Origin of the sequence: Sphingobium fuliginis (assembly GCF_015074805.1) — a bacterium.
GTDB lineage: Bacteria > Pseudomonadota > Alphaproteobacteria > Sphingomonadales > Sphingomonadaceae > Sphingobium > Sphingobium fuliginis.
Genome location: NZ_CP060035.1, coordinates 2902564 through 2921198 on the forward strand (window position 1 = coordinate 2902564; position 18635 = coordinate 2921198).

Consider the following 18635-nt stretch of genomic DNA (forward strand, 5'->3'; position numbering starts at 1 on the left):
GAAGGATGCATCATGCCTGAAGCCTATATCGTTTCCGCACGCCGCACCGCCGGTGGCCGCCGCAATGGCCGGCTTGCCGGGTGGCACCCCGCCGATCTTGGCGCCCTCGTGCTGGACGCGCTGGTCGCCGATGCGGGCGTTGATCCGGCCGCGATCGATGATGTGATCATCGGTTGCGTCAGCCAGGTGGGCGAGCAGACCTTCGCCTTCGGCCGCAACATCGTGCTCGCGTCCAGCCTGCCCGACAGCGTGCCGGCGGTGACGATCGACCGGCAATGCGGCTCGTCCCAGCAGGCGGTGCATTTCGCCGCGCAGGCGGTCATGTCCGGCCTTCAGGACATCGTGATCGCCGGTGGCGTCGAGAGCATGACGCGTGTGCCGATGGGCTCCCCCATTACGCTGGCCAAGGCGGGCGGCATCGGCGCCAACCCCTTCTCCGAGGCGATCCAGAAGCGCTATGGCGTGGAGATGTTCAGCCAGTTTCAAGGCGCGCAGATGATCGCCGACAAATATGGCTTCACCCGCGACGATCATGACCGGTTCGCGCTCGCCAGCCACCGGAAGGCGGCGGCGGCCATGGATGCGGGCGCCTTTGACAGGGAGATCGTGCCGGTGCCCATCGTCACGGCGGAAGGGGAGCAGGCGATCCACGACCGCGACGAAGGCGTCCGGGCCGATGCGTCGATGGAGTCGATCGGTTCGGTCAAGCTGCTGGGCGAGGGCGGCACGCTTTCGGCGGCGACCGCGAGCCAGATCTGCGACGGCGCGAGCGGCGTGCTCGTCGCGTCCGAAGCGGCCGTCAAGGCGCATGGCCTGACGCCCATCGCCCGCATCGTCAACCTGGCGGTCACAGCGGGCGATCCGGTCATCATGCTGGAGGAGCCGATCCCGGCGACGCGGCGGGTTCTCGACCGCGCCGGCATGACGATGAAGGACATCGATCTGTTCGAAGTGAACGAAGCCTTCGCGTCGATCCCCCTGGCATGGATGAAGGCGCTGGACGCGGACCCGGAGAGGCTGAACGTCAATGGAGGCGCGATTGCGCTCGGTCATCCGCTCGGCGCGACGGGCACGAAGCTGATGGCGACGCTCATCCATGCGCTCAAGGCGCGGGGCCAGCGCTACGGCCTTCAGACCATGTGCGAGGGCGGGGGCATCGCCAACGCCTCGATCATCGAGGTGCTCTGAGCCATGAACCTCGCGCTCAGCGATGAGCAGGTGATGGTCCGCGACATGGTCCGCCGCTTTCTGGCTGACCGCTATGACGCGGCGACCATGGCGAAAGGGCCGATGTCTCCCGACGACTGGCGCGCATTGGGGGAACTCGGTCTTTTCGCCCTGCTGACGCCGGAGCAGGCAGGCGGCCTGGGCGGCGGCGCGGTGGAGGTGATGATCGTCTCCGAAGAGATGGGGCGCGCCCTTGCGATCACGCCGCTGACCGAAGCCGTTCTGCTCTGCGGCCGGGCGATCGCTGGTGATCCTGTGGCCGAGCGCTGGGGCGACAGGCTGATGCAAGGGGAGGCTCTGCTCGCATTTGCGCCGGGAGGTGCGATGATGGACGGCAGGCTCTGCGGATCGGCGGGCATCGTCCGGGACGGCATGGATGCCGACGCCTTTGTCGTGGAGACGGAAGCGGGCGCGCTTCTGCTGGTCGATGGGCAGGACAGCGGCGTCCGCAGGATGCCGGTTCGTCTGGTCGACGGCGGCATGGCAGCCCATGTGCGATTCGATGCGGTGCAGGCCGTGCCGCTCACGATTCCGGGGAGCGCGTGGGCAGAGGCTCAAGCCCTGGCCGGCCTGTCGATCGTCGCCGAACTGGTCGGCGCGATGGCGACCTTGCTTGACCTGACCGTCGATTATGTCGGGCAGCGCCACCAGTTCGGCAAGCCGATCGCGAGCTTTCAGGTCGTGCAGCATCGCTGCGCCCGGATGTACACCTGGCTGGAGCAATCCCGATCTTTGCTTTTGAAATCGGCCCTGGCCGAGGAGGAAGAACGGGTCCGGGCCGTGACGGCAGCAAGGGCCTATATTGGCGACGCTGCCCTGAAACTCGCGGAGGAGGCGGTGCAGTTGCATGGCGGCATGGGTGTGACCGATGAACTTGCGGTCGGGCGTGGGCTGCGGCGCGTGCTGCTGCTGTCGCGTCTCCATGGCGGTGGAACCGCCGCCCGTGCCGCCCTGGCGGCCTGAAGGGATCGGCCATGGCGAAGAAGGGCAGGGTTGAGGGGAAGGTCGTCCTCGTGACCGGCGCGGCGCAGGGGCTGGGCAAGGCCGACGCCGAAGCGCTGGCGCGCGAGGGCGCGCGGGTGGTCGTCGCCGATGTTGACGAGGAGGAGGCGCAACGGGTCGTCGAGACGCTTCCGGCAGCGATGGCGCTCCGCCTGGACGTGACCAGCGAAGCGCAATGGCAGGCCGCGTTGACGAAGATCATGCGGGCGCATGGCCGGCTCGATGCGCTGGTCAACAATGCGGGCATTGCCGCCTTCGAAACGGTCGAGCAGTCGTCGCTGGAGGCATTCCGCCGCGTGATGGCCGTTTCGGCGGAAGGGACGTTTCTGGGATGCAGGACCTGCCTGCCGGCGCTGGCGGCCAGCGGGGCGGGATCGATCGTCAACATCGCGTCCGTGGCCGCGATCCGGGGCAATCCGGCGGTGTTCGCCTATAGCGCGGCCAAGGGCGCCGTACTCTCCATGACGCGCAGCCTGATCGTGCATTGCCAGCAGCAGGACTATCCGGTTCGCGCCAATGTGGTTCTCCCCGGCTCGCACGATACGCAGATGGTTCGCGAGGCCTATCGCTTCGCCGCGCCCGGATTGCGCGAAGCCGCCCAAAGGCATGAGGGGCAGCCGGAGCATGTCGCCGACCTGGTCCTGTTCCTGGTGTCGGACGAGTCCGCTCGGCTGAACGGCGCGGAAATCGTGATCGACAATGGCCGGACGGTGGCGTGAGACTCACTGCCGTTTGAGATCGTCCGCGTAGAAGCGGGATGCCCAGGCGATGCTGCCGGCGCCCGCGAGCGAGAACAGCACCACAGCCGAAAGCGCGTAACGCAGCGATGTGTCGTGCATCCCATCCGCCGCCGCCAGATAATCGCTGAGGAACCCCGTCACCGCCGGCCCCAGACCGAGTCCGAACAGATTGAAGACCAGCAGGGTCACGGCCGACGTAAGTGCCCGGATGCGCGGCGGAACGACGGACTGTGGGACGCCTATGATCGGGCCATAATAGAAGAACATCAGCATGGTCGCGATAAAGCCGAACGCCAGCGACGCGGTCAGCGAAGGAATCAGGAACTGGACCAGCGCGGCGGGCACCATCAGGAGCATCGCGGCGGCGCTCACCCAGACGCGGCCCGCCGGATCGCGCGATCCCGCCGCGTCCGACAGGCGGCCGCCCAGATAGATGCCGATGCCGCCGCCCAGCCCGTTCATCAGCGCCAGCCAGGAGGCGACGTCGGCAAGCGGCATGTGGTGGACGCGCATGTAGAAGGGCGCGGACCAGCTCATCATCGCATATTGGGCGAAGGCGTGAAGGGTCGTTCCGATCAGCATGTAACGATAGGTCCGCAACCGCCACAGGAAGCGCATGGCTTCACCGAGGGGCGGCGCTTTTTCCGTTCGGATCGAAGGGCCTGACCCCGTCCGCGCAGGCTCCCGCACGAGCAGCAGGACGATCGGCGCCAGCGCCAGCCCCGCGACGCCGATCACCCCGAAGGCAAGACGCCATCCCAGCGCCGAGGCGATCCAGCCGCCCGACGCATAGCCGAGCATGATCCCGGCCGGGAGCGCCAGTCCCCACAGGGCAAGCGCCGTCACCCGTTTTTCGGGCGGGTAGTAATCGGCGATGATGGAATGGGAAGCCGGCACGGAACCCGCTTCTCCCAGCGCGACGCCGATGCGGAATGCGACCAGAGAGCCAAAACCGGTCGCCAGGCCCGACAGCGCCGTCATGCCGCTCCAGGTGGCGAGCGAGGCGGCGATGATGTTGCGGCGATTGAAGCGATCCGCCAGACGCGCGATCGGAAGGGACAGCGTCGCGTAGAACAGCGCGAAGGCAAGGCCGGTCAGCAGTCCGAGCTGGCCGTCGCTTAGCCCCAGTTCGCGCTTGATCGGTTCCTGAAGCACCGACAGGACCGTGCGATCGATATAGTTGAACATCGAAACCAGGCCCAGCATGACCAGCATCGTACGGCGCAACCCGGCGGCGGAGGTCGTCGGCGGGGCGGTGAGTCCGATGGGAGGGCTGTTCATGCGTTTACCTCTTGAATGGCTCCGGGATTGAAGGGAGGCCCACTTTGGGCGAGCCTCTCCAGACTATCGAACTTCCCTTGCGGGCAGTCCGTTCGGCAATCCATCAGAACTTGAAACGGACCCCCGCCGTGAGCGTGCGCGCGGCGACGTTGTAGAGCGTGAACAGGGTCGGATAGAGAAGGCCCGGCGCGGCGGCTGCGGCGACCAGCGGCGGCTTGCGGTCGAACAGGTTAGTGGCCGTCACGAACAGTTCCGGCTCCCCGCGCACGTCGAACTTATAGGATGCCGTGGCGTCGGTGTAGAAGACCGGCTTGATCGCCGGGACCGCATAAAAGGACGTCGGATCGTTCTTGAGGTTGCCGATGGTCACCTTGCCGATCATCGATTCCTGCACGAACAGGGTGAGGCCCCCATTGGTGTAATTGGCGCTGAGCGTGCCCCTGAACTTGGGATAGGCATAGCCGGTCTGGCTGTTGACGCCATGGCCGGCATAATCGATCACCGGCGCGATGGAATTGGTCTGCGTCTTGTACCGGTCCAGATAGTTGGCGAAGGCGCGCAGCGTGAGTTCGCCATCGCCCAGCTTGGTCCGGTACGACATGGTGATGTCGAGGCCGCTGGTGCGCAGGAAGCTGATATTCTGCGTGATGAGGCTCACCGAGATCGGATAGTTGGCGGCCGACCGGTCGCTGAACGGCAGCGGCCTTTCGATAAGGGCGCAGGTCGGCGACGTGCCATTCGACGTTTCACACTCGTTGACCACATCGTTCAGCCCTTGCGTGGCGATGGCGCCCTTGATCTTGAGGTCGTAATAATCGACCGAAACGTCGAAGCCGGGCAGGAAACTGGGGCTGAGGACCACGCCTGCCGCGAACGTATCGCCGGTTTCGGGATCGAGGTCGGGGTTGCCGCCGCTGAATTGACGGATCGAACCCGGCTGGCCGGTGTGAGGGTCGTTGAAGTTCACCGGCGCGGTCTGAACGCCCGCGAACAGTTCGAACAGCGAGGGCGCGCGAATATCGCGCGAGCGCGTGACGCGGAACATCACGTCCTGGATCGGCTTGTAGACCGCGCCGACCTTCCAGGTCTTGACGCTTCCGCTGGTGCTGTAGTCGGTCAGGCGGAAAGCGCCGTTGAGGCTCAGCTCCTCAGCGAAGGGTTGGCCCTTGAATACCGGAACCTGCGCTTCGGCAAACACTTCCTTCACGTTCAGCTTGCCGAAGGCCGAGCCGACATTGGTGTTGTTGAAGCGGGTCATGCGATTGGCCGGAATGCCCCGCAGCCCGGTGAAGTCCACCGGCACGGCGGGATCGGAATTGGACGTCAGGTCCAGCTTCTGCTTGCGATATTGCCCGCCGATGGCGACCGTGACCGGGCCTGCCGGAAGCTCGAAAAGATCCCCGCGCGCCGACAGGACGAAGTCGTCGGTCGTGTTCATGGCGCGGTAACGGGATACGCCAAGGACGGTTTGCAGATCGGCGGTCGTGGGCGTTCCCGCGCCGAAGACATTGAGCGGCGTGCACCCCGGATAGAGGCCGGGATTGGTCAGCGTGACGCGGCAGACGATCGAATTGTTCGGACCGCGAACCGCGTCCAGCGCCGCTGCCAGCTTGGGGATCTCGACCTGCGTCTGGGCGAATTTGGTGACGGACTTGCCATGGGTGTAGTCGGCGGTGACGTTCCATCCGCCAAGGTTCCATTCAAGGCCGCCGTTGATGAGATAGGCATTGGTCGCCTCCCGCGTCGGGATCGGCCCCTGCTCACCGATGAAGCGGAAGACGGTGAAGCTGTCATTCGGCCCCATTTGCGCCTGGACCGCCGGGTTCAGGAAGGCGTTGCCGCTGAAGAAGCGGAAGCCGAGTACGGACTGGGCCTGCGTATCGTAGCTGGTGACGCTGCGCGAGTAGCTGCCCTGGACATGCGCCGTCAGCCCGTCCGTCAGGTCGTAGGCCAGGCGGCCAAAGCCCTGTGTCGTCGTCAGCGGCGCGATCAACTGGTTGAAGCCGGGAATATAAAGGCCGTCGCCGCCCACATTGGTGCCCGGCGTACCAGTGGCGGTGCCGCGCTGGATGGGCCGCACCGCGCCGCCCGGCAGGAAGATGTTATTGGTGAGCGAGGGCACGGTGCTCGTCAGGATGATGCCGTTATTATAGTCGTTCGTCGTGAAACGCAGGTTCGGCAGGAAGATGAACGGGTTTGCCTCGCGGCCCGGTGCGGCGGTCGACCCGGGGACCGAACCCACGGCCGCATAGGCGTCGTCACCATAGATGCGCGCGCTGCGCTTGATGCCATCGCTGTGAAAACGCTCGACCGAGGCGAGGATATGGCCGCGATCGCCCGCAAAGCTGAGGCCCCCCGCAATGCCGATGCGATAGTTGCCGAGGTCGCCGCGGGTCGATACGCCGCGCTGCGCGACGCCCTTCACGCCTTCGAACTTCTTGTCGAGGACGAAGTTGACCGCGCCGCTGACGGCGTCGGAGCCGTAGACCGCCGATGCGCCGCCGGTCACGACGTCGACGCGCTGGATCAGCAGTTGCGGAATCGTGTTGACGTCCACCGCGCCTCGGAAGGTCGTGGGCGGCACGCGGATGCCGTCGAGCAGGATCAGCGCGCGCGTCGGGCCGACGCCGCGCAGGTTGAGCAGATTGCCATGCTCGCCGCTATTGCCCTGCAACTGGCTGTTCGACTGCGGGCTGACGGAGTTGGCGAATTGCGGCAGCTTGTTGATCGCATCGGCGAGGTTGGTGGGGGTCGCCTTCTCCAGCTCCGTGGTGGGCGCGACGGTGACGGGCGTCGGCTGGTTGTAGCCGTCGCGCACGACGCGCGTTCCGGTAACGATGATGTCTCGCGTGGAAGGCGCGGCGGCATCCTCCGCCGACTGCGGTTCGGTCGTCGCCGTCGCCGCCGTTTGCGCATGGGCCTGCACGATGATCCCGGCAAACGCGCATCCCGAAAGAAGCGCCAATCGGCCAATCTTGAACCTTGTCATCATCTCTCTCCCTCTGATTAGGGCCATTTTGTCTTTCGCCCTGAAATCTCGTTTCATCCTGTCAGAAGATCAGACTGCGCCGGCCTCCCGCGCCGCCAGCCAGGCGGCCTTGGCGAGTGGTTCGATCCGTGTGACGATGTCGGCGGCATTGCTTGCGGTCTGCACGCCGTCGCGCGCCCGGCCGGCGATGCCCTGCAGAATGGCGGCCACCCGGAACAGGTTGAAGGCGCGGTAGAAGGGATGCGTCGGATCGCCGCGAAGGCCGGTCCGCTCGCAATAGCGGCGGGCATAATCTTCGGCCGTGGGAATGCCGAGCGCGGCAAGATCGGCGCCGCGCAGGGTTCCGCGCACGTCCACGCCCTCCGGCCTGAACCACTCCATCATATGGTAGGTGAGGTCGCCGAGCGGATCGCCCAGGGTCGACAACTCCCAGTCTATGACGGCGGATACGCGCGGCTCGGTCGGATGGACCAGCAGGTTGTGGAAGGAATAGTCGCCATGGATGATCGTGGTGCGCTCTTCCGTGGGCGGGATCGCGCCGGGCAGCCAGTCTATCAGCCGGTCCATCTCCGGGATGTCACCGGTTCGCGACGCATCATATTGCCGCGACCAGCGGGAAATCTGCCGCGCGAAATAATTGCCCGGCTTGCCATAGTCGGAGAGCCCGAGCGCCGCGAAGTCGACCAGATGCAGGCGGGCAAGCGTTTCATTGGCGGAGTCATAGATCGCGGCGCGCTCCGCACGGTCTAGGCCCGGCATAAGCGGGTCCCAGAAGCTGCGTCCCGGAACGTAGCGCATCACATAGAAGATGCTGCCGATGACATCCTCGTCCTCGCAAAGCAGCAGCGGTTCGGCGACGGGCAGGCCGGCTTCGTGCAGGGCCATGGTGATGCGATATTCGCGATCCACCGCATGGGCGGATTTCAGCAAAACGCCCGCCGGCTTGCGCCGCAGGACATAGCTTTGGTCCTGCGTCGACAGAAGGAAGGTCGGGTTGGACTGTCCGCCCTCGAACCGCTGGACGCGCATGGGTCCGGAAAAATCCGCGATCCGGCCCGCCAGATAAGCGGCAAGTCGGGCTTCGTCGAACGCACTGTTGACGGCGACATCGACCGTCGAGCCGATCGTCGCGGCAGGCTGCGCGGCGCTCACGACGCTGCGCCTTCCGCATATTTGGCGAGTTCCATCCGGGCGAGCTGGCGTTCATGAACCTCGTCGGGCCCATCGGTCAGCCGCACGATGCGGGTGTTCGCCCAAAGCTCCGCCAGGCCGAAATCGTCGCTGACGCCGCCGCCGCCATGCGCCTGTATCGCGTCGTCGACGATCTGCTGCGCCATTTTCGGCGCGGCGATCTTGATCATCGCGATTTCGGCGCGCGCGGCCTTGTTGCCGACCGTGTCCATCATATGTGCCGCCTTCAGGCACAGCAGGCGCGCCATCTCGATCTCGCAACGGGCGCGGGCGATCCGTTCCTCCCAGACCGAATGTTCGGCGATGACCTTGCCGAAGGCCCGTCGCGAAAGGAGGCGCCGGCACATCTTCTCCAGCGCGACTTCCATCGTCGCGATGTTGCGCATCGTGTGGTGGATGCGCCCGGGACCAAGGCGGCCCTGCGCGATCTCGAAGCCGCACCCTTCGCCCAGCAGCATGTTCTCCGCCGGCACGCGCACATTCTCCAGCGCCACCTCGAAATGGCCGTGCGGCGCATGATCGTAACCGAAGACGGGGAGGTGCCGCACAAGCGTCACGCCCGGCGTGTCGCGCGGCACCAGGATCATCGATTGCTGCCGGTAGGGCGCGGCGTCCGGATCGGTCTTGCCCATGACGATGAAGAAGTCGCAGCGCGGATGGCCCGCTCCCGACGACCACCATTTCCGGCCGTTGATGACATAGTCGCTTCCGTCGCGGCGAATGTCGGTCTGGATGTTCCGCGCGTCGGAGGAAGCGACGGCCGGTTCGGTCATCAGGAAGGCGGACCGGGTCTTGCCGTCGCGCAGCGGCACCATGAAGCGCTGCTTCTGCTCGGTCGTGCCATAGCGATGCAGCACCTCGAAATTGCCGGTGTCCGGCGCCATGCAGTTGAACACCTCGCTGGCGAAGGAAATCCGGCCCATCAGTTCGGCGATCGGCGCATATTCGACATTGGTGAGGCCCACGCTGGTGAAAAATTCATCGTCATGCTCAGATGGCGGCATGAAGATGTTCCACAGCCCCGCCTCCCGCGCCTTGTCCTTGAGTTCGTCGAACACGGGCGGGATTTCGGTCCAGCGATCGATCGCGGCGGATTGCCTGTGATAGACGGGAACGGCAGGAACGATGTGCTCCTCCATGAACGCCCTTACGCGCTCCATCCATTCCCTGGATTTGGCCGACTGTTCGAAATCCACGCATCCGCTCCAATTACGCCGCCGGATTCGAGCCGGCCTGCTCCCGTTCTAATACTCACCCGACCGATCGGTCGAGCGATAAGTAGTCGACCGACTGGTCGGCTGTCAAACTGGTCAGGGAAGAAATTTTTGGTTGACGCCCGACCAGTCGGTCGATCATCTGGACCGCAGGAGAGCAAGCGATGACGAATAGCCCAATCATGGATGTCGCCCTGTTGCAGGGCTATGCGCCGTACACGCTTGCAGGATATGATATTTTCCGATCCGTGATCGAGTCGGACGGCGCGGTGCCGGCTCGCCTGAAAGCGCTGTTCGCGGCGGTGGCTGCCGTCGATCGCCGCCATCTGACCCTTGCGCGCCGGGAACTGGAACGCGGCGTGAAGCTTGGCCTGACCTCGAAAGAGGCGACCGCAGGCCTTATCGTGCTGTCCAGCCTTCGCGGCGAGGCGGCGGCGCTCGATTTCGCGCAGATTATCGAGGGCAGTTTTGGCGACGCCCAGGCGCCGGAGCCGCAACCCCTGCCCATGGCGGCGGAGGGAGAGGCGGAAGCCAATTTTCGGGCCTATTGGGCGGGAAGCATCCCGGCACCGCTCGGCGCGCTGATGCGCCTCGTGCCCCAGGCCGCTGACGCCTATTATCTCATGCGGCGAGGCAGCATCGACGCCAACCCGCTCTCGCCCAAATATGGCGAACTGCTTCTGCTCGCCATATTGGCGGCGGGATACAGCCCCATGGCGGCGACCCATGTGCGCGGCGCGCGCAATGCCGGCGCGAGCGACGAGGAAATTGCCGAAGCGGTGCTCTGCGCCGTTCCATCGGCGGGGATCGCCGCCTGGATGGCGGTGGGCGGCATGCTCGCCCCGCCTGAAGAAGGCGGCATCGCCCGCTGAAACGACCGATCTTTTCACATCTTTGCCAAGGAGAGAGTTACATGGAACCGGAAAAGGACGTCATCCAATATGAAGTGGCCGACAACGGCATCTGCACGATCTGGCTCAACCGTCCCCATGTGAAAAATTGCGTGAGCCCCCAGCTCCTGCGCGATCTTGAGGCGGCGGTGGACAAGGCGGCCGAGGACGATTCGGTGCTGGCCGTCGTGTTCCGCGGTCGCGGCCACACCTTCTGCGCCGGTGCGGATCTCGGACAACTGGTGGGTCCGGTGCTGCACGAGACCAGCACCTCGCTTCAGCTCGCGATCGACTCCGCGCGCACCTATGACAAGATCTACAACATGAAAAAGCCGACCATCGCCTGCGTCGAGGGCTATGCCGTCGCCGGCGGGTTCGAACTCTTCATCTCCTGCGATTTCGGCATTGCCGCCGACGACGCCAAGATCGGCGACTTCCACATCCGCCGCGCCTTGTTCGGCGGCGCTGGCCCGATCTATCGCCTGCCGCGCTATATCGGCATGCGCAAGTCGAAGGAGCTGATGCTGACCGGTAAGCTCTTGTCCGGCAAGGAATGCGTCGAATGGGGCCTCTGCAACGCCTCGGCGCCCAGCGACCAGCTCGAACAGCTGATCCAGGATTTCTGCGCGCCGCTAATCGACAAGAGCCCCTTCTGCATGTGGATGACCAAGATGGCGGTCAATCGCGGCATGGACGCCGACACCAACTCGCTCATCACGCTGGAGACGATGACCTGCAATGTGGTGCATCACTCCGCCGATGCGAAGGAAGGCGTCGCGGCCTTCCTCGAAAAGCGCCAGCCGGTCTGGACGGGCAAGTAAGCCATGGCGGTCAGCATGGTCGTCCTGGCCAGCCGGCCGCAGGACTGGACGCATGAGCAGTTCACCAGCTGGTGGCGCGGCCCGCATGCCGACGCCGCCAGGATACTGCCCGGGCTGATAGCCTATCGGCACGGTGCGGTGACGAAGGATTATGACAATCCGCAAGCACCGGGCTGGGACGGCCACGCCGTGCTGACCTTCGCCGATCAGGCGGCGCTCGACGCCGCCTTCGCCTCGCCCGAATGGAAGGCGGCGACCGCCCAGACAAAGGGCATGGGCGGTCGCCGCATCATCCTCATCACCGATGAGGTCGATCTGCTTGCCGGAGACGATCATGGCTGACTGGAACCCCGGTTTCACCGCCGCGCAATTCCGTCTGGATGGCAGGCGCGCGCTCATAACCGGCGGGCGCGGCGCGCTGGCCGAAGCCATGGCCGCGACGCTGGCGGACCTCGGTTGCGCCGTCGCCCTTGCGTCCCGCACGGAGGCCGACTGCGCCGATCTGGCCGCCGGCATAGCCGAGCGGTTCCGGGTTCCGGCTGTCGGCCTTTCCTGCAACATCGCCGACGAGGCGTCGGTGGAGACGGCGGTTGCGGGAACGGTCGACCGGCTGGGCGGGCTCGACATCCTCGTCAACAATGCAGGCGCCTCCTGGTGGGGCCTGCCGCAGGACATCCCGCTCAAGGGCTGGCAGAAGGTGATGGACGTCAATGTGACCGGCACCTTCCTCGCCTGCCGCCACGCCGCGCGCCACATGATCGCGGCGGGCGGCGGCGCCATCGTCAATATCGCGTCGGTGGGCGCATTCCTGTCCTATCAGCCGGACGCCGGGCAGGTCGTTCCCTATACCACCAGCAAGGCGGCAATCGTTCACCTGACCAGCGATCTCGCCGCCCAATGGGCCGGGCACAATATCCGCGTCAACGCCATCGCGCCCGGATCGATCGAGACGGGGATGACCGAAACGCTCGATCCCGCCATTCAGGAAAAGACGCGGGCGGGCATATTGATGCGCCGCTTCGGCCGCCCGGACGAAGTGGCAGGCACGCTGGCCCTGCTGGCGTCGGACGCAGGCAGTTTCATCACCGGTCAGACCTTCCTGGTCGATGGAGGGCAATCCCTTGCCTGAAGAGCAAAGCCATCCGGCGTTCGAATGGGACGCCGAGCGGCTCTGGCCGCAATTCGTCCGCCTTGCCGACGCTGAACCGGATGCGCTTGCCCTGGCGGATTGCGATGATCGCCTGTGGAGCCGGGAAGAGCTGCGAGGGCAGGCGGTGGAGATCGCGGCTCTGCTGAAGGCGGTAGGGGTCGAGCCGGGCGACCGCGTCCTCGTCACCGCGCATAAAGGCCCCGCGACGATCGCGACGGCGCTTGCCATATCATCGCTGCAGGCGACCTTCTGCCCCGTATCGCCAAAGCTTGGAGCGGGCGACCTTGCCTCGCTCGAATCCTTGCTCGGCCATGCCGCCAAGGTGAGCGGCGCCGGCAGCGCCCTGCCCGAGGTGGCCGCAGCCGCCGGCGAACGGTCGGTCGATCCGCGCGATCGCGATACCGCGCTCATCGGCTTCACCTCCGGCAGCACCGGCGTGCCCAAGGGGGTGATGCACGGCCCGGAAGCCCTGAACTACGCGACCCGCGCCTGCGCGGCCATTGCGGGTCTGCAACCGGATGACGCGATCCTGGGCATCGTCCCGCTCGACAGTGCGCCCGGCTTCACCTTCACGGCGCATTTCGCGCTGTCATTGGGGCATCCGCTGGTGCTGGTCGACCCTTGGGTGCCGGCCGAAGCGCTGCGGCGGGCCGAACGCTATGGATGCGGCTGGGCGATTGCGGTGCCGACGCATCTTTTCACGATGGTGGAGGCGGCCCGGCTCGGCGAATGGAGCGGCCGCCTGCCGCTTCGCGCCATGGCGGTGGGCGGCAGCGCGATGACGCCGGAACTGATCGAGGATGCCGACCGGCTGCTCGGTCTCAAGGCGCTGCGCATGTTCGGCATGTCCGAATGCATGGGCCATGCCTCCACCCATCCGTCCCATTCGCTGGAGCGTCGTCAGCTGTTCGACGGCATCCCCTTTCCCGGCACGCAGGAGGAGGCGTTCGACGCCGATCTGCGTCCCCTGCCGCGCGGCAGCCGGGGGCAGGCAGGCGTGCGCGGCCCGTCGCTGTTCCTGGGCTATGCGCAGGGCATGGGGGAGGGGCAGGAGCGCATGACGCCCGACGGCTTCTACCTGACCGGCGACGAGATCGTCCGCGATCAGGACGGTTTCGTGCGCGTGGTCGGCCGCATCAAGGACCAGATCATTCGGGGCGGCTTCAACATCGACCCGGCCGAGGTGGAGGCAGCCCTGCTGCGCCATCCCGCCGTTGCGGAGGTGGCGGTCGTCGCGGTGCCCGAACGCAAGCTGGGCGAACAGGCCTGCGCCGTCTGCCGGCTGCGCACGGATGACGACGGGCGCATCGACCTGTCCGCCCTGCTCGACCACCTCTCCCAGCAGGGCCTGTCCCGCAAGAAATGGCCAGAGCATCTGGTGCTGGTCGAGGCGATGGCCGTCACCGCCACCGGCAAGCTCGACAAGAAGGCGATGGCCGCCATCGCCGTGGAGGAGGTCGCCCGCAGGCGCGCGGCGCCGCCCACCAGACAGGACGCATGACATGAAGCAGACCGCAACCAGCGTCGTCACCGACGGCGTCGCCCTGATCACGCTCGACAATCCGCCGGTCAACGCGCTCTCGGCGTCCCTCCGTCAGGGATTGCAGGCCAAACTGGAGCAGGCGTTCAGCGATGGGGCGGTTGGCGCCATCCTGTTGCTCTGCGCCGGACGGACCTTCATCGCCGGCGCGGACATCACCGAATTCGGCCAGCCCTGGCAGTCGCCATCCTTGCCCGACCTTTGCGCCATGCTGGACGACGCGCCCAAGCCCGTCATCGCCGCTATTCATGGCACGGCGCTTGGGGGCGGGTTCGAACTGGCGCTCTCCTGCCACTATCGGGTGGCGGCGCGGAGCGCGAAGGTCGGCCTGCCGGAGGTGCATCTGGGCCTGCTTCCCGGCGCGGGCGGCACCCAGCGCCTGCCCCGGATCGTCGGTGCGGAGGCGGCGCTCGAAATCATCACGTCCGGGCGGCAGATCAAGGCTGCCGAAGCCCTTTCGCTCGGGCTGGTCGACGCCGTGGTCGATGATGCGGCCTTGCAGGACGAGGCGCTGGCCTTCGCGCGCCGCATCGTGGCCGATGGCGGTGCGAAGCCGCGAATATGCGATCGGGCCGACGCGCTCCAGCGCGACCGGGATCGCCCGGAGCTGTTCACCGCCTTTGCCGCCGCAAACGCACGCCGGTTCAAGGGGTTCGTCGCGCCCGCCGCCATCATCGAGGCTGTCGAGGCAGCAGTGACCCTTCCATTCGATGAGGGGCTGGCAAAGGAAACCGCCCTGTTCGAGCGACTGGTCGCCAGCCCGGAGTCCGCCGCCCAGCGCCATGTCTTCTTCGCGGAGCGGGAGGCGGCCCGCGTTCCCGACATCGGCCCCGACATATCCGCGATCGACATCCGATCGGTGGGCGTCATCGGCGCGGGCACGATGGGCGGCGGCATCACGATGAACTTCCTGAATGCCGGCATCCCCGTTACGCTGGTGGAGACGAGCCAGGAGGCGTTGGATCGCGGCATCGCCACCATCCGCCGCAACTATGAGGCTACGTGCGCCAAGGGAAGGATGACGGCGGCGCAGGTGGAGCAGCGCATGGGCCTGATTTCGCCCAGCCTCGACCTCGCCGCGCTCGCCGACGCCGATCTCATCATCGAAGCCGTCTATGAGAGCATGGACGTCAAGACGGACATTTTCGCCCGGCTTGACCGGATCGCCAGACAGGGGGCGATCCTGGCGTCCAATACCTCTTTCCTCGACCTTGATCGCATCGCGGCGGCGACCAGCCGGCCCGAATGGGTCATCGGCCTCCACTTCTTCTCGCCGGCCAACGTCATGCGCCTGCTGGAGGTGGTGCGAGGGGCGGAGACGGCGAAACCGGTGGTCGCCACGGCGATGCGGCTGGCCAAGCGGATCGGCAAGGTGGCGGTGCTGAGCGGCGTGTGCGACGGCTTCATCGCCAACCGGCTGCTGGCTCCGCGTGGCGCGCAGGCCGAAGCGATGATGCTGGAAGGCACGCCGATCGCGGAGATCGACCGCGTGCTTGTCGACTACGGCTTTGCCATGGGCCATTTCCAGATGATGGATCTGGTCGGCCTGGACGACATCGGCCGGAACGCGACGGAACGCACCGTGATGGGCGATCTGGTCGCCGCCGGACGGCTGGGCCAGAAGCGCGGCGCGGGTTATTATGACTATGATGAGAAGCGGCGCTCGCGTCCGTCGGACGTGACTGGCAGCTTGATAAGCGAGGTGGCCGCGGCGCGAGGCGTCGCCCATGCGCCAACATCGGGCGACGAGGCGCTGCTTGCGCGGCTGCTCTATCCGGTCGTCAACGAAGGGGCGAAGATCTTGGAGGAAGGCATCGCGCTGCGCGCCTCCGACATCGATATAGCCGCCGTGCTGGGCTATAACTGGCCAGTCTATCGCGGCGGACCGCTATTCTGGGCCGATCAGGTCGGGTTGGACGGGATCGTGGCGGACATGCGCCGGCTGGCGGCGGTGCATGGCGAAACCTTCCGCCCCGCGCCGCTGCTCGTGCGGCTGGCAGAGACGGGGCGGCGGTTCGGCGACGGGGCGTGACCCTCAACCGCTCCTGGGTGCTTGCGCACAGGCCCGAAGGCGCGGTGCGCGCCAGCGACTTCGCCTATCGGGAGGAGCCGTTCGATACGCCCGCGCTGCAGGAGGGCGACATTCTCGTCCGCACGCGGATCATCTCCTGCGCGCCGACGATCCGCAACTGGCTGAACCCGCCCGAACGCAGCTATCGCGGCGCGATCGGCATCGGCGACCCGGTTCGGGGCATGGCGGCGGTCGAAATATTGGCGTCTCGTCATGCACGGTTTGAACCCGGGCAATGGGCTACGGCTGTGGCGCCCTGGCAGGACTATGCTGTTCTGCAGCCGGATAAGGCGGCCGTGCCCGTCACCACCCTAGAGACCGGCATCGATCCGGTCGACGCCATGACGCTGTACTCGCCCAACAGCCTGACCGCCTATTTCGGCCTCTTCGCGGTGGGGGAGCCGAAACCCGGCATGACCGTGCTCGTGTCCGGTGCGGCGGGATCGGTCGGTGCGATGGTGTGCCAGATGGCCCGCATCGCGGGCTGCCGGGTCATCGCGGTGGCGGGCGGTCCCGACAAATGTCGTTGGCTGAAGGAAGAAGGCGGTGCGGATGTGGCGATCGACTATCGCTCGGCCGACCTTCCTGCGGCTTTGAAGGAGGCCAGTCCCGACGGCATCAACATCTTTTTCGACAATGTGGGCGGGGACATATTGCAGGCGGCCGTCGACCGGATGGCGCCCCATGGCCGCATCGTGCTTTGCGGACAGTTGGCCGCCTATGATTCGAATAGCCCCGCCGCCGGCCCCCGGGATATGATGAAGCTGGTCTATGGACGGATTCGGATGCAGGGCTTTGTCGTCGGGGACTATGCCGACGATTATGCGTCCGCGATCGCATCGATACGACAGTGGGAAGCTGAAGGGCGGCTGCGCAATCGCTATGATGTGCGGGACGGGTTCGAGCGCATACCCGACGCCTTTGTCGACATTTTCAACGGGCGCAACGCCGGAACGCTGATCGTCCGGATCTAGATCTTCGCGCTTCGCGAGAGACATGGCCACATTCGAAAATCCGGGGTGGGCGGAACCCACCCCGCGCATCTCACAGTCCGTCAAGGCCCTTGCTGACTAGGATATTCACCGCGACCCGGCGGTTCTGCGCCTTGCCTTCGATGGTGTCGTTGCTCGCCACAGGGTCCGCTTCCGACATGCCGGTGGGCGTCAGCATGCGATAGGGCTTCCACCCGCACGCCTGCTGAAGATAATTGACGACGCGGCCGGCCCGCTTCTCGCTAAGCTCCTGGTTGAAATCCTCGTCTCCCGTGGAATCGGTGTAACCGACCACGAGCAGCAGGGCGTTGCTCATTCCCTCGGCAGTCGCCGCCGTGGCGCAGAGATCGTTCTTCGCCTGAGACGACAACACCGCCTTGCCGGTATCGAAATTCACGTTGGTCGTGCTTTTCACATTATATTGGTCGATCTCACCCATGCGGCCGCGCAGCGCCTCGGTCGCGGCAGTCTGTTCGTCGAAGCGCTGGGCCGTGCCATTGTGGATCATGGACGCGGTCTTCAGATCCTTGTTCTGGAGATTGATATGGCTGGCCACGAGCCCGCCGCCCGACTGCAACGTCTTGACGGTGACCGGCAGACCGTTCAGCAGCGAGGTTGCGGCAAGCTTGCTGCGGTTAAGGCCGAAAAAGCCCTTGCTGGCGGTAATCCGGGTGGCATCGTCGATGGCGATGACGGATTTGGTGCCGTCTGCCGCCGTGACCTGCATCTTGTCGCCGCTGCGCGCGGAAATGATGCCCTTTATCTCCGGGCCTTCCGACTTTTCGGCGGGCAGATAAGCGGTCGCAGAGACATCGGCCGACGGTGGGTCCTGCGTCTGCGCAGCCAGGCTGGGCGATGCCCCGGACAGCAGGGCAAGCAACAAGAGACATTTGGGGCTTCTGGAAATCACACTCATCACGCTACTCCTCCAAGCTTCGATAGTCGGGCCTGCAATGCCGCAGCTTTTCGTCCGACTGCCGTCTGCGTGATGGCGTATTCGGCTGTCAGAACCCCCTCCATTGTCCTTCCTAAGATGTGCGGCATGACGCCGCGCAGCTTCTGCCTGTTGAGAATGACCTTTCTGGTACATGAACAGGCTGGATCAGTCAGCTAGTTGAAGAGGCAATTGGAGCGCATCCTGCGACGAACCGAAATCAATGGATGCCGCGCGGGAGAGCATTGCTGAAGTAGATCTGGGGAATAGAGTGCTGAGTTCAGTTCTTCATCAATAGACGTTCGGCCAAACCGAAATCTGGACTGAGTTCAAAGGCTAAATCTTGCAGTCAGGATTTTATCTTTTGGAAACACCGATTTGCACTCCGCTGGGACGAATGTCGCCGGGAATGACCAGGCTGCCCGGTGACGCACCTTGTCTTGATACCGTCAATGTGAGGAAAAGGTGGCGGAGACGGAGGGATTCGAACCCTCGGTAGCCCCTTAAGGCTACGACGGTTTAGCAAACCGCTGGTTTCAGCCACTCACCCACGTCTCCGCACGAATTTGCCCACCGGATGAGGTGAGCAGTGG

General features: G+C 65.5%; 15 protein-coding genes and 1 tRNA gene. 10 read left to right on the forward strand and 6 right to left on the reverse strand.

The features are described from left to right. Positions 1–12: 12 nt before the first annotated feature. Genes H5V43_RS14095 through H5V43_RS14105 form a run of 3 tightly spaced genes read left to right on the forward strand, consistent with a single transcriptional unit; the run spans position 13 to position 2948 of the window. Complete coding sequence (locus H5V43_RS14095; protein ID WP_025547921.1) at positions 13–1188, forward strand: acetyl-CoA C-acetyltransferase; 1176 nt, start codon at positions 13–15, stop codon at positions 1186–1188. 3 nt (positions 1189–1191) lie between these two features. Next, positions 1192–2190: an acyl-CoA dehydrogenase family protein gene (locus H5V43_RS14100; RefSeq protein ID WP_025547919.1), complete on the forward strand. Its 999-nt coding sequence runs from the start codon at positions 1192–1194 to the stop codon at positions 2188–2190. Positions 2191–2201: 11 nt separating this feature from the next. Continuing rightward, positions 2202–2948: an SDR family oxidoreductase gene (locus tag H5V43_RS14105; RefSeq protein WP_025547917.1), complete on the forward strand. Its 747-nt coding sequence runs from the start codon at positions 2202–2204 to the stop codon at positions 2946–2948. Positions 2949–2951: 3 nt separating this feature from the next. Here H5V43_RS14105 and H5V43_RS14110 read toward each other — a convergent pair whose 3' ends face one another. The 4 genes from H5V43_RS14110 to H5V43_RS14125 form a co-directional block, all read right to left on the reverse strand. Continuing rightward, positions 2952–4250, reverse strand: coding sequence for a spinster family MFS transporter (locus H5V43_RS14110; RefSeq protein WP_025547916.1), 1299 nt, complete (start codon positions 4248–4250; stop codon positions 2952–2954). Positions 4251–4353: 103 nt separating this feature from the next. Beyond that, positions 4354–7242, reverse strand: a complete 2889-nt coding sequence (locus H5V43_RS14115; protein WP_025547914.1) for a TonB-dependent receptor plug domain-containing protein — start codon at positions 7240–7242, stop codon at positions 4354–4356. Positions 7243–7308: 66 nt separating this feature from the next. Next, a complete protein-coding gene (locus H5V43_RS14120) occupies positions 7309–8391 on the reverse strand; it encodes a phosphotransferase family protein (protein WP_025547912.1) in 1083 nt (360 codons plus the stop codon). Next, positions 8388–9626 carry an acyl-CoA dehydrogenase family protein gene (locus H5V43_RS14125; RefSeq protein ID WP_025547910.1) on the reverse strand — a complete coding sequence of 413 codons (1239 nt, stop codon included), beginning with the start codon at positions 9624–9626 and terminating at the stop codon, positions 8388–8390. The genes H5V43_RS14120 and H5V43_RS14125 overlap by 4 nt, the downstream gene beginning before the upstream one ends. A gap of 182 nt (positions 9627–9808) precedes the next feature. On the opposite strand from H5V43_RS14125, the gene H5V43_RS14130 reads away from it, so the two are divergent. From H5V43_RS14130 to H5V43_RS14160, 7 genes are read left to right on the forward strand one after another with little or no spacing between them, the layout of a single operon-like run. Then, complete coding sequence (locus tag H5V43_RS14130; RefSeq protein WP_025547908.1) at positions 9809–10516, forward strand: carboxymuconolactone decarboxylase family protein; 708 nt, start codon at positions 9809–9811, stop codon at positions 10514–10516. Between the two features lie 41 nt (positions 10517–10557). Beyond that, positions 10558–11355, forward strand: a complete 798-nt coding sequence (locus tag H5V43_RS14135) for an enoyl-CoA hydratase/isomerase family protein (protein ID WP_007682879.1) — start codon at positions 10558–10560, stop codon at positions 11353–11355. A 3-nt stretch (positions 11356–11358) separates the two neighbouring features. Further along, complete coding sequence (locus H5V43_RS14140; protein ID WP_025547906.1) at positions 11359–11697, forward strand: EthD family reductase; 339 nt, start codon at positions 11359–11361, stop codon at positions 11695–11697. After that, a complete protein-coding gene (locus tag H5V43_RS14145; protein ID WP_025547904.1) occupies positions 11690–12484 on the forward strand; it encodes an SDR family NAD(P)-dependent oxidoreductase in 795 nt (264 codons plus the stop codon). The genes H5V43_RS14140 and H5V43_RS14145 overlap by 8 nt, the downstream gene beginning before the upstream one ends. Next, positions 12462–14006, forward strand: a complete 1545-nt coding sequence (locus H5V43_RS14150; RefSeq protein WP_025547903.1) for a class I adenylate-forming enzyme family protein — start codon at positions 12462–12464, stop codon at positions 14004–14006. Before H5V43_RS14145 ends, H5V43_RS14150 begins: the two co-directional genes overlap by 23 nt. 1 nt (position 14007) lies before the next feature. Further along, positions 14008–16077 carry a 3-hydroxyacyl-CoA dehydrogenase NAD-binding domain-containing protein gene (locus H5V43_RS14155; RefSeq protein WP_025547901.1) on the forward strand — a complete coding sequence of 690 codons (2070 nt, stop codon included), beginning with the start codon at positions 14008–14010 and terminating at the stop codon, positions 16075–16077. Next, positions 16074–17090 (forward strand): NADP-dependent oxidoreductase, encoded by a 1017-nt coding sequence (locus H5V43_RS14160; RefSeq protein ID WP_044660535.1) that lies wholly within the window; start codon positions 16074–16076, stop codon positions 17088–17090. Before H5V43_RS14155 ends, H5V43_RS14160 begins: the two co-directional genes overlap by 4 nt. Before the next feature lie 70 nt (positions 17091–17160). Here H5V43_RS14160 and H5V43_RS14165 read toward each other — a convergent pair whose 3' ends face one another. Further along, a complete protein-coding gene (locus H5V43_RS14165) occupies positions 17161–18024 on the reverse strand; it encodes an OmpA family protein (RefSeq protein WP_025547899.1) in 864 nt (287 codons plus the stop codon). Between the two features lie 484 nt (positions 18025–18508). Further along, positions 18509–18600, reverse strand: a tRNA-Ser gene (locus tag H5V43_RS14170). Between the last annotated feature and the right edge of the window lie 35 nt (positions 18601–18635).

Coding starts and splice junctions, on each gene's coding strand:
- H5V43_RS14095 (WP_025547921.1), top strand. CDS start 13: ATGCCTGAAGCCTATATCGTTTCCGCACGCCGCACCGCCGGTGGCCGC.
- H5V43_RS14105 (WP_025547917.1), top strand. CDS start 2,202: ATGGCGAAGAAGGGCAGGGTTGAGGGGAAGGTCGTCCTCGTGACCGGC.
- H5V43_RS14130 (WP_025547908.1), top strand. CDS start 9,809: ATGACGAATAGCCCAATCATGGATGTCGCCCTGTTGCAGGGCTATGCG.
- H5V43_RS14165 (WP_025547899.1), bottom strand. CDS start 18,024: ATGAGTGTGATTTCCAGAAGCCCCAAATGTCTCTTGTTGCTTGCCCTG.
- H5V43_RS14100 (WP_025547919.1), top strand. CDS start 1,192: ATGAACCTCGCGCTCAGCGATGAGCAGGTGATGGTCCGCGACATGGTC.
- H5V43_RS14135 (WP_007682879.1), top strand. CDS start 10,558: ATGGAACCGGAAAAGGACGTCATCCAATATGAAGTGGCCGACAACGGC.
- H5V43_RS14140 (WP_025547906.1), top strand. CDS start 11,359: ATGGCGGTCAGCATGGTCGTCCTGGCCAGCCGGCCGCAGGACTGGACG.
- H5V43_RS14145 (WP_025547904.1), top strand. CDS start 11,690: ATGGCTGACTGGAACCCCGGTTTCACCGCCGCGCAATTCCGTCTGGAT.
- H5V43_RS14110 (WP_025547916.1), bottom strand. CDS start 4,250: ATGAACAGCCCTCCCATCGGACTCACCGCCCCGCCGACGACCTCCGCC.
- H5V43_RS14115 (WP_025547914.1), bottom strand. CDS start 7,242: ATGATGACAAGGTTCAAGATTGGCCGATTGGCGCTTCTTTCGGGATGC.
- H5V43_RS14150 (WP_025547903.1), top strand. CDS start 12,462: ATGGAGGGCAATCCCTTGCCTGAAGAGCAAAGCCATCCGGCGTTCGAA.
- H5V43_RS14155 (WP_025547901.1), top strand. CDS start 14,008: ATGAAGCAGACCGCAACCAGCGTCGTCACCGACGGCGTCGCCCTGATC.